Source organism: Kitasatospora sp. NPDC059812 (genome assembly GCF_042732075.1).
Lineage (GTDB): Bacteria > Actinomycetota > Actinomycetes > Streptomycetales > Streptomycetaceae > Kitasatospora.
Genome location: NZ_JBHWIO010000015.1, coordinates 1 through 13,684 on the forward strand (window position 1 = coordinate 1; position 13,684 = coordinate 13,684).

General features: G+C 74.8%; 15 protein-coding genes. 7 read left to right on the forward strand and 8 right to left on the reverse strand.

What is annotated here, in order from left to right; translation table 11 throughout:
- Positions 1-366 precede the first annotated feature (366 nt).
- Positions 367-1,035: a GAP family protein gene (locus ACFV6D_RS10625; protein ID WP_380559226.1), complete on the forward strand. Its 669-nt coding sequence runs from the start codon at positions 367-369 to the stop codon at positions 1,033-1,035.
- A gap of 77 nt (positions 1,036-1,112) precedes the next feature.
- Here ACFV6D_RS10625 and ACFV6D_RS10630 read toward each other — a convergent pair whose 3' ends face one another.
- From ACFV6D_RS10630 to ACFV6D_RS10640, 3 genes are all read right to left on the reverse strand, one after another.
- On the reverse strand, positions 1,113-1,802 hold the full coding sequence (locus ACFV6D_RS10630) for a hypothetical protein (protein WP_063350705.1): 690 nt from the start codon (positions 1,800-1,802) through the stop codon (positions 1,113-1,115).
- Positions 1,799-2,371 carry an RNA polymerase sigma factor gene (locus ACFV6D_RS10635; protein ID WP_063350704.1) on the reverse strand — a complete coding sequence of 191 codons (573 nt, stop codon included), beginning with the start codon at positions 2,369-2,371 and terminating at the stop codon, positions 1,799-1,801. Before ACFV6D_RS10635 ends, ACFV6D_RS10630 begins: the two co-directional genes overlap by 4 nt.
- A 256-nt stretch (positions 2,372-2,627) precedes the next feature.
- Positions 2,628-3,101, reverse strand: a complete 474-nt coding sequence (locus ACFV6D_RS10640; protein WP_380429923.1) for a MarR family winged helix-turn-helix transcriptional regulator — start codon at positions 3,099-3,101, stop codon at positions 2,628-2,630.
- 117 nt (positions 3,102-3,218) lie between these two features.
- On the opposite strand from ACFV6D_RS10640, the gene ACFV6D_RS10645 reads away from it, so the two are divergent.
- Positions 3,219-3,629: an organic hydroperoxide resistance protein gene (locus tag ACFV6D_RS10645; protein WP_063350702.1), complete on the forward strand. Its 411-nt coding sequence runs from the start codon at positions 3,219-3,221 to the stop codon at positions 3,627-3,629.
- 128 nt (positions 3,630-3,757) lie between these two features.
- Here ACFV6D_RS10645 and ACFV6D_RS10650 read toward each other — a convergent pair whose 3' ends face one another.
- Positions 3,758-4,120, reverse strand: a complete 363-nt coding sequence (locus ACFV6D_RS10650) for a hypothetical protein (protein ID WP_063350701.1) — start codon at positions 4,118-4,120, stop codon at positions 3,758-3,760.
- A gap of 156 nt (positions 4,121-4,276) precedes the next feature.
- Here ACFV6D_RS10650 and ACFV6D_RS10655 point away from each other — a divergent pair, with 156 nt between their 5' ends.
- A complete protein-coding gene (locus ACFV6D_RS10655; RefSeq protein WP_380429920.1) occupies positions 4,277-4,648 on the forward strand; it encodes a hypothetical protein in 372 nt (123 codons plus the stop codon).
- A gap of 10 nt (positions 4,649-4,658) precedes the next feature.
- On the opposite strand, the gene ACFV6D_RS10660 is transcribed toward ACFV6D_RS10655, so the two are convergent.
- Positions 4,659-5,309, reverse strand: a complete 651-nt coding sequence (locus ACFV6D_RS10660; RefSeq protein WP_063350699.1) for a hypothetical protein — start codon at positions 5,307-5,309, stop codon at positions 4,659-4,661.
- A 142-nt stretch (positions 5,310-5,451) separates the two neighbouring features.
- Positions 5,452-6,081 (reverse strand): CBS domain-containing protein, encoded by a 630-nt coding sequence (locus tag ACFV6D_RS10665; RefSeq protein ID WP_380378345.1) that lies wholly within the window; start codon positions 6,079-6,081, stop codon positions 5,452-5,454.
- Positions 6,082-6,415: 334 nt separating this feature from the next.
- Between ACFV6D_RS10665 and ACFV6D_RS10670 the strand changes: the two genes are divergently transcribed.
- Complete coding sequence (locus ACFV6D_RS10670) at positions 6,416-8,266, forward strand: hypothetical protein (RefSeq protein ID WP_380559228.1); 1,851 nt, start codon at positions 6,416-6,418, stop codon at positions 8,264-8,266.
- Here the strand turns inward: ACFV6D_RS10670 and ACFV6D_RS10675 are convergent.
- Positions 8,250-9,539, reverse strand: coding sequence for an FAD-dependent monooxygenase (locus ACFV6D_RS10675; RefSeq protein WP_380559230.1), 1,290 nt, complete (start codon positions 9,537-9,539; stop codon positions 8,250-8,252). The two genes, ACFV6D_RS10670 and ACFV6D_RS10675, sit on opposite strands and share 17 nt — an antisense overlap.
- A 115-nt stretch (positions 9,540-9,654) precedes the next feature.
- On the opposite strand from ACFV6D_RS10675, the gene ACFV6D_RS10680 reads away from it, so the two are divergent.
- The 3 genes from ACFV6D_RS10680 to ACFV6D_RS10690 all read left to right on the forward strand — a co-directional run bounded on the left by ACFV6D_RS10680 (position 9,655) and on the right by ACFV6D_RS10690 (position 11,676).
- A complete protein-coding gene (locus tag ACFV6D_RS10680; protein ID WP_380559232.1) occupies positions 9,655-10,365 on the forward strand; it encodes a TetR/AcrR family transcriptional regulator in 711 nt (236 codons plus the stop codon).
- 69 nt (positions 10,366-10,434) lie between these two features.
- On the forward strand, positions 10,435-11,235 hold the full coding sequence (locus tag ACFV6D_RS10685; RefSeq protein ID WP_380559234.1) for a HEAT repeat domain-containing protein: 801 nt from the start codon (positions 10,435-10,437) through the stop codon (positions 11,233-11,235).
- Between the two features lie 171 nt (positions 11,236-11,406).
- Positions 11,407-11,676 carry a GlsB/YeaQ/YmgE family stress response membrane protein gene (locus ACFV6D_RS10690; protein WP_363582603.1) on the forward strand — a complete coding sequence of 90 codons (270 nt, stop codon included), beginning with the start codon at positions 11,407-11,409 and terminating at the stop codon, positions 11,674-11,676.
- 83 nt (positions 11,677-11,759) lie between these two features.
- Here ACFV6D_RS10690 and ACFV6D_RS10695 read toward each other — a convergent pair whose 3' ends face one another.
- Positions 11,760-13,661 carry an amino acid transporter gene (locus tag ACFV6D_RS10695; RefSeq protein ID WP_380343972.1) on the reverse strand — a complete coding sequence of 634 codons (1,902 nt, stop codon included), beginning with the start codon at positions 13,659-13,661 and terminating at the stop codon, positions 11,760-11,762.
- Positions 13,662-13,684: the final 23 nt, after the last annotated feature.

Genomic DNA, 13,684 nt, shown 5'->3' on the forward strand with positions numbered 1-13,684 from the left:
GCGCCCGCGCTCCGCGGCGGCGCTGTGTGTTGGGCCTTAGCGTATGCGGGGGGGGCCCCCCCCCCGCGGCGGCCCCCCCCCCCCCGGGGGGGCCCCCCCCCCCGGCGGTTCCGGTCGAACGACGGCCGTTCCGCGCCTGAGCCCCCGGGCCTCACCCGCACAGCGGTCCCGGCCGTGCACGGCGGCCCCGGGCGTAGCTGAATGGGGCAGACGTGTGCCCGGCGGAGCAGGCCCGGGGCAGCGGCTTCACCGGACGCCCCGGGGCAACGGCTTCACGGGACGAGCCCGAACCGCGGCTGCGCCGGACGGGCGCTGACGGCGGCTGCGCCGGGCGAGCCCGGGCGACGGCGAGGAGGCGGGAGCGGGATGGGCGAGGCGGTCGGTTCGATGCTGGCGTCGGCGGTGGGCCTCGCGATCAGCCCGCCGGCGCTGGTCGCGGTGGTCCTGATGCTGGCCGCACCGCGCGGGCGGACCATCGCGCTCGCCTTCGCGGCCGGCTGGGCGGTCGGCCTGGCGGCGGTGGTGGCGGTCGTGGTGGCGGCGGGCAGCGCACTGGGTTCGGGTGGCGGCCGGCCGGCCTGGCTGTACTGGCTGGAGCTCGCGCTGGGCGTCCTGTTCGTCCTGATGACCGGGAAGCAGTGGCGCGACCGGCCCCGCGCGGGGCACGTCACCGCGCCGCCGAGGTGGATGCGGGAGGTGGGCCGCTTCAGCGCGGGCCGGTCGGCCGGTCTCGCGGTGGCCCTGGTCACGACCGGCCCGAAGAACCTGGCACTGGCCGTCGGCGGCGCGGCCTCGATCGCCGCCAGTACGGCCGGGGTCGGGGGCACGGTGGTGGCCGCCGCACTGATGGTGCTGATCGGTTCGCTGTGCACGCTGCTTCCGCTCGCGGTCCACCTGCTCCGCGGGGACCGCTCGGCGCGGACCCTCGGGGAGTGGAAGGCCTGGCTGGCCACCCACAGCACGGCGATCACGACCACCGTGCTGGCCGTGATCGGGGCCGAGTACGTCGGCGACGCCATCACGGGGCTCGCGTGAGCCCGCGGGCGGCGGCCGCCCCGCTGCCACCACCACCGCCCTCCACCCACCAGCGCCCCACCGCCCCACCGCCCGGCTCACCGGATGCGCACCACCCCTCTCCCCCGCACCGACCGCAGGCCCAGCCGTCCGCCGTCCGCCCCCGGGCGCACCGCCAGCACGTCCCTGAGCGTCAGCAGGATCTCGCCGTCGTAGCGCTCGGCCAGTTCCCGCGCCAGTTGCGCGGCGCCGCCCGGCCCGGCGTCCGGGGCCAGGGCGGGCAGGTGACCGGGGGCGCTGAGGTCCTCGGCCTGGGCGGCCCAGCGGGCCGCGTCCCGGGTCTCGCCCTCGGCCGCGTAGTGGACGGCCAGGCAGTGCACGGCCAGCTGGTCGCCGTACTGCGTCGCGATCCGCCACCAGAAGACGCCGTCGGCGGTGCGGCCCATCCCGTAGAGCAGGCAGCCGAGGGTGCGGAAGGCCGTCTTCTCGGCGAGTTCGAGGTCCAGAGCCAGTTCGGCCGGGTCCACCGCGCCCGCCACGGTGGCGCACAGGTGCCGCAGGTCGCGTCGTAGCTCGGTCCGGCCGCCGGCCCACGGGGGCTCGCCGAATGCGTGCGGCGGCCGGGCGTTTGCGGGCGGGCGGGCCGGGCGTTCGCGGGCGGGTGGCGCGGGCCGGCGGGCGGCGGCGAGCCGCTCGGCCAGCCGACGGGTGAAGGCGGCCGGGTCGTGGTCGCGGAACTCGCGTTCCAGCAGGGCGGCGTCCGCCCGCAGCAGTTCGGTGACCTTCACGGCGCCTGCCCGTCGTCCGGCTGCTCCAGCAGGTACTCCAGGTGGCGCCGCCCGAGGCTGTAGTAGGTGCGGGCGGTGGTGTGCGCGATGCCGAGGCTGCGGCCGATGTCCGGGTAGGACAGGCCCGCCTGGCGCAGCCGGACGACGTCGGCCTGGACCGGGGCGGCGCGTGCGAGTTCCTCCATCGCCCAGTCCAGCGCGTCGAGTTCGGCGAGCTGGTCCAGTTCGTCCTGGCTGGTGTCGGGCCGACGCTGCGCGATGACGCGCAGCCGTTTGCGTTCGGCACGGCGGCGCTCGCGCAGGAGGTCCACCACCGCATCCTTGACGATCTTGAAGGCGAAGGCCTGCGGGTCGGCGCTGGCCAGGGCGCGGCGCCAGTTCTTGTAGAGCGTGGCGCCCGCGTTCTGGACGGCGTCCTGCGCGTCCTCGCGATGTCGCAGGCGCTGCTGGGCGTACCGGAGGTAACCCGGGTGCTCGCGGGTGAAGAAGGCCTCGAAGTCGGCCGGCAGCGCGCCGAGCGGGTCCGCCCGCAGGTCCCGCTTCTCGCCCGGCCCGGGGGTGTTCAGCACACGCGCCCCCCTTTCGTGGGTCAGCTGGCCGGCCCACCGGGTGGCACGCCGACGGCCCCTGGGGGCTCGTGGTGTAACCGTCCGGGCGGCCCGGGTTGTTGACCGGATCGGGCGGACAATTGGCGACCGTTTCCGTTCACTTTCGAAAACCGGCGCTGACCTGCCGGTTCGGCCCCGACAGGAGCCCGGGACCCAGACGCACGTGACCCACGTCACAGGCTGCGGACCGCCCGACTTGACAGGGAGGATGCCGCGACTACGGCGCCGGCTCCACCACCGCCGAGTCCAGCGCGGCGGTCACCCGCTCCAGCAGTACGCGCAGCGCGGCCAGGTCCTCGACCGGCAGCCCGGTCGCGCCGAACAGCCGGCGCGGCACCTGGCCGGCCCGCTCGCGCAGGGCGGAGCCCTCGGCGGTGAGGCTGACGGTGACCGACCGCTCGTCCTCCGGGCTGCGCTCGCGCCGCACCAGTCCGGCCGCCTCCAGCCGCTTGAGCAGCGGGGAGAGCGTGCCGGAGTCGAGCCGCAGGCGCTCGCCGATCCGCTTGACGGGCAGGTCGCCGTCCTCCCAGAGCACGAGCAGGACGAGGTACTGGGGGTAGGTGAGTCCGAGGTCGCGGAGCAGCACCCGGTAGACGCCGCCGAAGGCGCGGGAGGCCGCGTTCAGCGAGAAGCAGATCTGCTGGTCGAGGCGGAGCAGTTCCTCGTCCGCCATGCCGGGGAGCGTGGTCATGGCTCCATGGTACCGATCACCCTCACGCCATTCAGTTGTGCGCAATTGAATTGCGTGCTCTACTTATCTCCAGAGGGCGGCCCGGGCGGCCGCCGGAACACACGAAGGGAACCGACCATGGACGCGCTCTACACCGCAGCCGCCACCGCCAACGGCCGGGAGGGCCGCGCCGTCAGCTCCGACGGGCAGCTGGACCTCGCGCTCGCGATGCCGCCCGCGCTCGGCGGTAGCGGCCAGGGCACCAACCCCGAGCAGCTGTTCGCGGCCGGCTACGCGGCCTGCTTCGCCAGCGCCCTCGGCCTGGTCGGCCGCCAGGCCCGGGTCGACACCAGCGAGGTCTCGGTCACCGCCGAGGTGTCGATCGGCAAGGACGGCGCCGGCTTCGGCCTGGCCGTCGTGCTGCGCGTCGAACTGCCCGAGGCACTCGCGGACGGGACCGGCGAGCAGCTGGTCAAGCAGGCGCACGAGGTCTGCCCGTACTCGCGCGCCACCCGCGGCAACATCCCGGTCGAGCTGGTCGTCGAATAGGCCCAGCAGGCCACGCACGCCGAGTAGACCGCGCAGGCCGAACGGGCTGCGCAAACGCCGGCCAGGCCGCCACCGCAGACGGGCCCGCCACACGCACCACCGTGTGGCGGGCCCGCGTGCGCCCCGGCTCAGCCGTCACCCGGCCCGTTCACCGAACGCAGCGTGTCGAGCCTGTGCCGGTACTCCTCGGTGTCGATCTCGCCACGCGCGAACCGCTCCGCGAGCAGTTGCTCGGGCGTCGGCCCGGCCGCCGCGCCGTGCGGTGCGCCCCACCCCGGCCCCGCCGCACCCGAAGCCGCCGAACCCGAACCCGGCCCCGCCGCACCCGGACCCGCCGGGCCGTACGGCAGAGGTCGACGCGACCGCGACACGTACCGGAACAGGGCGATGGCGGCGAGCACCAGCACCAGCAGGACCAGCAGCGTCAAGACCGCCATCACACCGATGCCCCAGCCACCCAGGACGTGGCCGTGTCCGTGCCAGTACCTCATGGGGACCTCCTCCTCCGGCCCCGCAGCCGGGGCCCGCCGAGGTGACCAGCGCCTCACCACCATCGTGCGCCCGCACCGGGCCGAAGCGCCCTGAAGAAAGCCTGAGAAAACGTTCCGGCGCTCAGCGCCCGGCCCACCGGGGTAGCGTTGCCGCCCATGAACCACCACCCACCGGCCGACGACCGCTCGCCCGAGCAGCTCGTCACGGCCGGGGTGCTGCGGCGCCACGGGGACCACCGCCCCCATCCCGCGCTCGGCCACTCCCCGATCAGCTACGTCTCCACCGCGCTCTGGGCCGAACTCACCGCGCTCGCCATCGCACCGCCCGCGGCCGAAGCGACCGCCACCGCCCTGCTGCACGCCATCGCCGCGCGCGCCGTGGACGCGGCCCTGGCCCCCGGCAACGAACGCGCCCCGCGCGACGACCTGTACGTGGCCCACCCCGCGCACATCGGCGCGCACCGTCGGACGGTCTGGTTCCAGCGCTCCGGCCCGCGCGGCCCGGTCACCGCCACCTTCGCCCCGTGAGGCGGGACGCTCAGCGCTCGACCTGAAGGCTGTGGCAGACCCAGCTGAGCCGGTCCGGCCCCTGCAGCGGCGGCCGGTCGTGGTACGTGCCGTCCGCGACCGACAGGTTGACGATCAGGTACGCCTGCCAGCCGGGACCGACCCCGTGCAGGTCCGCGTAGACCAGCTCGTCCTCGACGTACCAGTCCACCGAGTTCGCGCCGAGCACGACCCGCAGGTCGAAGGTCGACCCGGGCGCGATCCCCGAGCCGGCGCCGTGCCAGTACCGGTACCCGCCCCGGACGTGGTTGGAGAACTCCAACAGGTCAGGGTGGTCGGGGTGGTACTCGAAGAGGTCGACCTCGTTGCCGCCGTCCCGCCAGGTCCAGACGGCCGGCCAGGCACCCAGCCCGACGGGCAGCGTGATGCGTGCCGACAGCTGGTCGCCGGTGCGGGCCTGGAAGCCGTCCGGACTGCCCTCGGTGGTGAGCAGGTTGCACGTCCAGAGCCCGCCGACGAGCCGCCGGGTGGCGCTGAACACGCCGCCCGGGCAGTAGCCGCGGCCGAGGTAGTCGAGCTTGTGGTCGCTCCGGTTGGTCGGCCCCATCCGGGGGTAGGCACTGGTGCGCCCGGCAGTCCACTGTCTGGTCGAAGTGAAGTCCGCGTCGAATACGACCGCCACGGCCGCCTCCCCTGTGCTCCGCCGCCCCGGCAGTTCGACCCGCCGGGCACACAGGGTGAGTTACCCGATACGCTCCGCAGTATGCGAAGCGAACCGCCCGGGCCGGGGCGGCGCACAGCGGTCGGATCGCAGGATCGACGGATCAGCCCACCGGAGCGGCCGCCCCGCCCGCACCGAGCCGGTCGGTGACCGAGACCACGCCGTCCACCGAGCGGCACAGGTTGAGCACGATCGGGACCAGGTACGGCTCGGGCACCGTACCGCTGAGCACCACCCGGCCCTGATCGACCTCGACGCCGATCTCCGCCGGGCTCACCCCGTCGATCCGGCCGAGCACCTCCTCGACGATCTCCCGCCGGATCACCACGTCCTCGCGCAGGAACACCCGCAGCAGGTCCCCGCGACTGACCATGCCGGTCACCCGTCCGTCCTCGTCCAGCACCGGCAGCCGCTTCAGCCCGTGCCGGCTCATCAGCCGGGCCGCCGCGACCACGCTGGTCCCGGGCGTCGTGCAGACCGGCTGCCCGGTCATCAGGTCGGCCGCGGTCACGGCACCGCCCGGGCCGGCCGGCGCCGCCTCGGGGGCGGGCAGCAGCGCGCCCGGATCCTCCTGCGCGGCCAGCGTGCGCAGCAGGTCGGCCTCGGAGACGATCCCGAGCGGCCGCCCCTGCGCGTCCACCACCGGCACCCCGGTGATGTCGTACTCGGTCAGCAGCGCGACGATCTCCCGGAAGCCGGTCTCGGGCGCGACCCGGACCACGGGGCTGGTCATCACTGATTCGACGGTGGCATGCCGCACGCCGGTTCACCTCGTCCACGACACTCTTGCGGCCGGGCGCGGATCGTCCCGGCCGGTACCGGCAGCATCGCGCCCGGCGGCACGGGCCGCCAGGGGCCAAGGGGCTGAACGGGCGGGACCTTGGGCCCGCCCGCCGAACGCGGATCCGACACCGTGCCGAACCGCCGCCCACCCGCCGCCTCGCCGAAACCAGCAACGCACCGACCCGGCGACCCGGACGGCGCAACCATCACATGATCGACTCGTTGGACCGTCCACCACGACAGCACGCACGGCATCCGGGGAGGGCCCGTTGGCAGGACGGACGATGGGCGCGGCATCGCCGGCGCAGGGCGCCGCGGCGCGCCCGGTGGCCCAGGCCGAGGCCGCGCTGGTGCGCCACTACCGCAGGCTGGCCCGGCTGGCGTACCTCGCGCTGCCCGCCGACCGGGACCGACACAGCCGGGTGCTGGCCGCGCACGCGACCGTCCAGCGCGCCCTGCCCTCCCGCTGGACCCGCCCGGCCGGTCCGCCGGCGGCGGACGAGGACCCGGTGTACGCCGCGCTGCGCCTGCGGGTGCTGCGCGCAGCGCTGCGGCCGCACCCCGCGCGGCGGCTGCCCGCTCCCCGGACCTGGGGACTGCGGCTGTTCACCCCGCACGGCGGCGAGGAGGACGCGGCGCTGGACCACGCGCTCGCGGCGCTCGACGCCCCCGCCCGGGCGGCCTTCGCCCTGCGCGCGGTGGAGGGGCTGACGCCGGAGCAGGCGGCCGGGGCGCTGCGACAGGCCGGGGTCGAGCGCCCCGAGGAGGCCGTCGCTGCGGCGGCCGGTGTGACCGGCGGGGCGGACCCGGAGCCGCCGGCCTTCGACCCGTGCGCGGTGCGGGTCCAGCCCACCGACCTGCTGCGCCGCCGCCGGACGTGGGGCGCCGTGCTGCTGGTCGGCCTGCTCGGACTCAGCACGACGGCGGCCGTGGTGGCCGACTCCGGCCCGGCCGCGCCCGCGGCCCGCCCCGCGCCCGCCCCGTCCGGCACCGCGGCCGACCCGGCCCGCCTGACCCGGGTCGAGCCGGACCGGTGGCAGCACACCGCGCGGGTCGACTTCACCGCCTGGCCCGCCCGCGGCGACCGCCGCGACGACGGCGCGCTGCTCGGCCGCGCCCTGGCCGCCTGGGAGCAGCCGGGCCCGCAGACCCGCGCCGAGCCGGGTGTGGACGCCACGCCGCCCGTCGCCCCGCCCGCCCTGCTGTTCGCCGGGACGGTCGACGGCGCCGCCGTGGTGGTGCTGTTCGACGGCCGGCGGCTCGCCCGCTACACCGACGGGCGCGACGGCGGCCTGGACCTCGCCCGGGCCGACGACTCGGACGTGACCACGGCGGGCGCGGTGGTGCTGCGCCGCCAGGGCACCGCCGTGCGCTATCTGCTGGCCCCCTGGGTGGACGCCGCCGAGACCCGCCGGATCGACCAACCCGACTCCCCTGCACGGCCGTTGGACCACCCTGACGGGGTCACGGCGGCGGTCCCGGGCGGTGGGCTCGCGGACTGCCACGGCGCCACGGTGCTCCAGCTGCATTCCTCCCCCGCCATCGCCGAGAAGCACGCCTTCCTGCTGACCGACCTCGGCGGGCTCGTCCCCGCGCACCTCACCTACTCCCCGCCACCGGACCGCACCCAGCCGGCCCGCGAGCCGCGCGAGGCCACCGGCCAGGACGCGCTGCTGGCCTGGGCCCGCGCGGGCTGCGCCGTCCCGGACGGCACGCCGGGCGTCAAGCAGCTCAACCTGTGGGCCTTCGCGGTGCAGCCGCTGCCGCAGAACGCGGGCTCGGCGTCCTGGGTCTGCCTGCGCGCCGACCGATGGACCGGCGAGGGCAGCGCCGCCACCGCCGTCCTGCTGCCGACCGCCCGCGGCCCGCAGCGCACCGGCGGCGGCCCGGGGCGGGCGTGCAGCCGGTTCGAGCAGGACGTCGTCGGCTGGGCCTGGTGGCGCTCCCCGCAGGGGGCGGAGTTCCTGCTCGCGGCGGGCAGCCGGCGGGTCACCCGGCTCGCCGTCAAGGGCCCGGACTGGTCCGCCGACCGGCCCGCCCCGGACCACACGCTGGCCGTCGAGCGCCCGGCCCGGGCGGCCGTCCAGGTGGAGGCGGCCCTGGACGGCGGCGCCCGGATCAGCCCGCCGCACTGAACCGACCGGCCGACTCGCGCGCGCACTTCGGCAGCTCGCTCTCCGGCAGCTCGCTCTCCGGCAGCTCGCTCTCCAGCGGCTCGTAGTCCGGCAGCCCACCCTTCGGCAGCTCGTAGTCCGGCAGCTCGACGCTGGAGACCTGCTTCCCGAGCTCCAGCATCCGGTTCAGCACCCAGCGCCGGTTCAGCAGCCCGTTGCGCACGCGCAGGCCGGTGGCGGTGCGCGGCGCCAGGAACGGGCCGGTGCGGTCCCCGCCCTTCTGGCAGCCCTGGGCGTAGCCGCGCAGCAGTTGCTCGTACCGGGCGAAGGCGGTGCGGTGGTCGCCGCGGGCGCGGGCCAGTTCGCCGGCCAGGACGTACGCGGCCACCACGGCGGTGCCGGTGCCCATGCCGCCGATGGTGGCGCCGCAGGCCGCGTCGCCGAGCAGGGCGATCCGGCCGCTGGACCAGGTGGGGACGTCGGCGCGGCTGATCGAGTCGAAGTAGAGCTCGGGGGCGTGCCGCAGGCTCTCCAGCAGGCGCGGCACCTCCCAGCCCAGGCCCGCGAAGGCGTCCCGCACCAGGGCCTTCTGCTGCTCCTGGTCGTGGCGGTCGTAGCGCAGTTCGGGCGAGGCGAAGAGGCAGAAGGCGCCCGCGCGGGCCGGGTCGCGGTGGTCGGCGCCGATCGAGGCGAGCCGGCCGGGGACGTTGAGGCCGACCGAACCGGGCGGCAGGCCGAGGTCGTTGGGGAACTGCCAGGTGGCCGCGTAGTAGCCGAGGTGGCGGACGTAGCGCTGCTCGGGGCCGAAGGCGAGCCGGCGGACGTTGGAGTGCAGCCCGTCGGCGCCGATCACCAGGTCGAACTCGCGCGGCGCGCCGTGCCGGAAGGCGGCCCGCACGCCGCTCGGGGTCTCCTCCAGGGCGGTGATGGAGTCGCCGAAGACGTACTCGGCGCGGGCGCAGCTGTGCCGGTACAGCAGCTGGGCGAGTTCGCCGCGCGGGATCTCCAGTTCGCCGCCCGCGAACTCGGCGGGCAGGTGCAGGAGTCGGCGGCCGTCGGCGCCGAGGAAGGTCATCGGGCTGCCGCCGGTGTCGAGCGCGCGCAGTTCGTCGAGGACGCCCATCCGCTCCAGCACCGTCAGGTGGGTGCGGCCGCGGAAGTCGACGTTCTGGCCGCCGCCGCGCAGCGCCGGGGCGAGTTCGACGACGGTGACCTCGAAGCCGTACCGGCTGAGCCAGTGGGCCAGGGCGGGGCCGGCGATGCTCGCGCCCGAGATCAGGACCTTGGTGCTCATGGGAAACCACTCCGTCCGAGAGGATCGAGAAACTGTGTCCGGTGGATACTGTTTGCTGCTGTGTACGGTAGACGCAGTTAGGTCGGACGAGCAACCCCCAGAACGGGAGCGGAATGTGAGCGAGGCGGCGAACGACATGGTGCGGCTGCTCTGGGGCCCCCCGGCCAAGCCCACCCGCGGGCCGAAACCGGCCCTCAGCCTGGAGCGGATCACGGCGGCGGGCGTCGAGATCGCGGACGCCGAAGGCCTGGGCGCGGTCTCGATGCAGAAGGTCGCCGGGCTGCTCGACTTCACCAAGATGTCGCTCTACCGCTACGTGCCCGGCAAGGCCGAACTCGTCGCCCTGATGGTCGAGGCCGCCGTCGGCGAGCCCCCGCAGGACCGGCACGCCCACGACTGGCGTGGTCAACTCACGTCCTGGGCGCACCACTTGACCGATTCGTTCGGCCGCCACCCGTGGCTGCTCGACGCCACCGTCGGCCCCCGGGTGATGGGCCCGAAGGAACTCACCTGGCTGGAACGGGTGGTGACCGCCCTCGACGGCCACGGACTGACCGGCCCCGAGCGGATGGACGCCGCCGTCCTGCTCGCCGGACACGTCCGCAGCATCGCCCAGCAGTCCCGCGCCGCCGGGCCCGACGGCTCCCCCGAAGCCGAACTCCTCACCGCCCTCGGCACGCTGGTGCACCAGCACGCCGACCGCTACCCCGCCCTGGCCGCCGCCATGACCGGCGAGGACGGGCGCGACCAGGCCCTGGACTTCGGCCTGGACCGCATCCTGGACGGCCTCGCCGCACTGATCACCCGCCGCACGGGGACCGCCTGACGCCTCCTGCCCCGCCTCCCGAGGAAATCCGATGGGCCCGCGGTCGGCCAGCCGCTAGCATCCCGGGCCATGGCGATGTTCGTGCACCTGACCGCCGCGGCGAACTCGCCGCGGATCCGCCGCGCCGGGATCCGGGCCGACAGCCGGGGGCAGGGCGGGGTGCGCGGGCTGTACTGCTTCCCGGTACTGCCCTCGTACCCGCTGACCCACCAGTGGCTGCGCGAACTGGCCCGGTTCGGCACCGGGGGCTCGCTGGTCGCGGTGCACCTCCGGCTGGACGACACGCAGCAGGTGCTGGCCGGGCACTACCGGGACCGCGCGAGGGACGCCCAGCAGCGGGTACCCGCCGCCGAGGCGGTGCGGCGGATCGCCGAACTGGCGGACCCGCGCGGCTGGGAGGTGTTCGTGCCGCGCGCGGTGGGCGCCCGCGAGGTCCACCGGATCCGCGGCGTGCCGCAGGTCTCCGGCTGGCGCTACCAGCCGAACGCCCACGGCACCCGGCCTTGTCCCTGCATGGGCTGCCAGCCCGTCGGCGGGTACGGCAGCCGTCGACTGCGCGAGCGCCACCAGCACCCGTTGGACGCCCCGCCGCCGCCCGTGCCCGTCCTGCTCGCCCGGATCGAGGCCGCCGGCGAGCCGGGCGACCCCGCCGAACTGCTCGCCGCCCTGCAGAGCTTCGGGCGCCGCCGCCGCGGCCCACTGGACCGCCTCGCCCGGCTGGCCGCCCACCCGGACCCGACCGTGCGCGAGGAACTGGTGTGGGCCGTCGCCGGCTGGTCCACCCCGGGTGTCGCCGCCCTGCTCGACGGCCTCGCGAACGACCCGCACCCGGACGTCCGCGAGGCCGTCGAGGCGGCACTGGAGCGTTGAGAGCCGGCCGCCAGGAGTCCTCGGTGAAGCTCAGGACCGAGCAGGTGCGGCCGGAGCCGTAGAAGCTCCCGACGTGCCCGTTCGGCCGATCCGGGCGATCATGGGACGAACCGCGTCTCGGCGATTCGGCGCGCCGGTGTCAGTCCGGCGGCGCCCGGAAGGTGGACTGCGATGTTCCAGCTCCTGTGGATTCTGCTCATCGGCTTCGTGCTGGGCGTATTGGCCAAGCTGATCCTGCGCGGGCCGCAGTCGATCCCCTGGTGGCTGACGATGCTGCTCGGCGCCGCCGGGGCCTGGCTCGGCAACGCCGTCTCCGGATGGATCGGCGTCCGCCACACCTCGGGCATCGACTGGATCCGGCACCTTCTCCAACTCGGCTTCGCCGTCGCCTTGGTGGCCTTCGTCGCCCCGGCCTGGAGCAAGTCCCACCCGAGCCGCTGACCCGGACGACCCGGACTGCCACTGACCTGGACTGCCACTGAGCAGAGGCGGAGACGGTCGACCCGTTCGGCGGGGAGGTGCCGTCAGCCGACGTGGACGGCCGGGCGGCGGCTGCGGTCCGGTTCGGCCTCGCGCAGGACTTCGCGGGTGACGGGGGCGATCTCGCCCTGGCCGAACAGGAAGAACCTGAGGAACTGGGCGAAGGGGTTGCCCTCGGTCCACTCGAAGTAGATGTGCGGCTGCTGCCCGGTGAGGTCCCGCACCCGCAGCAGCAGGGCGGCCAGCGCGTTCGGCACGCTGGAGCTCTGCAGCGTCAGCACCCGGTAGCGGTCGTGCAGCACCTCGCCGCGCACGGTCAGTTCGGCCTCGAAGTCGGACGGGTCGAGCACCGTGACCTCCACGAACACCAGGTCGTCCTCGACCGGGATGTCGTTGTCGGCGCGGATCTGGCGGATCTTGTCGCGGTACTCGGCGAGGTCCCGGCTGTTCGGCTCGTTGGCGATCAGCCGCAGCGGGCGGTGCATGTAGTCCCGGACGAAGCGTTCCGCGACGGCGTCGAGCACCACGTCGGTGACGCGCAGTTCGAAGGCCCGCTTGAGCCGGGAGAGGAAGGAGACCAGCATGATGCCGGCGATGAAGCAGCCGCCGATCTTGACGCCGTCCGGCCGCTCGGCGATGTTCACGGCCGTGGTGTAGAGGAAGACCCCGGCGATCACGGCGAAGCCGACCGTCCTGCGGCGCTGCCCGGACTTGTGGGCGGCGATGGTGACGGCGATGGCGGCCGAACTGATCAGCACCAGCACGCCGGTCGCGTACGCGCCGCCCTGGGCGTCCACGTTGGCGTCGAACAGCCAGGTGACCAGGAAGGCGATCAGGGTGAGGACGATCACGGTGGGGCGCACCGCGCGGGCCCAGTGCGGGGCCATGCCGTAGCGGGGCAGGTAGCGCGGCATCAGGTTGAGCAGTCCGGCCATCGCGGAGGCGCCGGCGAACCAGAGGATGGCGATCGTGGACAGGTCGTAGACGCTGCCGAAGGTGTTGCCGAGGTTCTGGTGGGCGAGGTAGGCGAGCGCCCGTCCGTTGGCCTGGCCGCCGGCCTTGAAGGCGTCCGCCGGGATCAGCAGAGTGGTGATGAGGCTGGTGGTGATCAGGAAGCAGCTCATGATCGCGGCCGCGGTGGTGAGCAGCTTGCGGGCGCCGCGGATCCGGCCGGTGGGCTTCTCCTCGGTGTCGTCCGGGTCGCCCTCGATGTGCGGCATCACGGCGACGCCGGTCTCGAAGCCGGACAGGCCGAGCGCGAGCTTCGGGAAGACGATCAGTGCGACGCCGATCATCGCGATCACGTTGCCGTGCTCGGCGGTGAGCGCGTCGGTCCAGTCGCCGACGACGTGCGGGGCCTTCAGCACGTGCCAGAGTCCGTTGGTCACCACCACGACGTTCAGCGCGAGGTAGACCGCGACCAGGACGACGGCGATGCCGATCGCCTCGCTGAAGCCCTTGAGGAAGACCCCGCCGAGCAGGGCCACCATGATGAGGGTGATCGTCACCTGCTTGCCGGTCAGCACGCTGTGCAGATGCGGGTTCTCCACCAGGTGCGCGGTCGCGTCGGCGGCCGACAGGGTGATGGTGATCATGAAGTCGGTGGCCGCGAAGCCGAGCAGCGTGAGAACGAAGAGCTTGCCCTGCCAGAACGACAGCAGCCGCTCCAGCATCGCGATCGAGCCCTGGCCGTGCGGGCTCTCCTGGGCGACCCGCCGGTAGACGGGCAGGGCGCCGAGCAGGGTGACGATCACCAGCACGATGGTCGCCAGCGGCGAGAGCAGGCCGGCGGCGAGGGCGGCGATGCCGGGCTGGTAGCCGAGCGTGGAGAAGTAGTCCAGGCCGGTCAGGCACATCACCCGCCACCAGCGCTGGCCCTTGACGTGCGGCGCCTCGGCGTGCGGGCCGGGGTGCTGCTTGGCCATGTCCGACAGGCCTTCCAGCATCCACGCCCGGAACCTCGCGCCGC

What these genes read in the sequence shown, in the direction of transcription:
- ACFV6D_RS10625 (WP_380559226.1), top strand. Translation starts at nt 367, where the DNA reads ATGGGCGAGGCGGTCGGTTCGATGCTGGCGTCGGCGGTGGGCCTCGCG.
- ACFV6D_RS10685 (WP_380559234.1), top strand. Translation starts at nt 10,435, where the DNA reads ATGGCGATGTTCGTGCACCTGACCGCCGCGGCGAACTCGCCGCGGATC.
- ACFV6D_RS10665 (WP_380378345.1), bottom strand. Translation starts at nt 6,081, where the DNA reads ATGACCAGCCCCGTGGTCCGGGTCGCGCCCGAGACCGGCTTCCGGGAG.
- ACFV6D_RS10645 (WP_063350702.1), top strand. Translation starts at nt 3,219, where the DNA reads ATGGACGCGCTCTACACCGCAGCCGCCACCGCCAACGGCCGGGAGGGC.
- ACFV6D_RS10650 (WP_063350701.1), bottom strand. Translation starts at nt 4,120, where the DNA reads ATGAGGTACTGGCACGGACACGGCCACGTCCTGGGTGGCTGGGGCATC.
- ACFV6D_RS10675 (WP_380559230.1), bottom strand. Translation starts at nt 9,539, where the DNA reads ATGAGCACCAAGGTCCTGATCTCGGGCGCGAGCATCGCCGGCCCCGCC.
- ACFV6D_RS10670 (WP_380559228.1), top strand. Translation starts at nt 6,416, where the DNA reads ATGGGCGCGGCATCGCCGGCGCAGGGCGCCGCGGCGCGCCCGGTGGCC.
- ACFV6D_RS10695 (WP_380343972.1), bottom strand. Translation starts at nt 13,661, where the DNA reads ATGCTGGAAGGCCTGTCGGACATGGCCAAGCAGCACCCCGGCCCGCAC.
- ACFV6D_RS10655 (WP_380429920.1), top strand. Translation starts at nt 4,277, where the DNA reads ATGAACCACCACCCACCGGCCGACGACCGCTCGCCCGAGCAGCTCGTC.
- ACFV6D_RS10690 (WP_363582603.1), top strand. Translation starts at nt 11,407, where the DNA reads ATGTTCCAGCTCCTGTGGATTCTGCTCATCGGCTTCGTGCTGGGCGTA.
- ACFV6D_RS10640 (WP_380429923.1), bottom strand. Translation starts at nt 3,101, where the DNA reads ATGACCACGCTCCCCGGCATGGCGGACGAGGAACTGCTCCGCCTCGAC.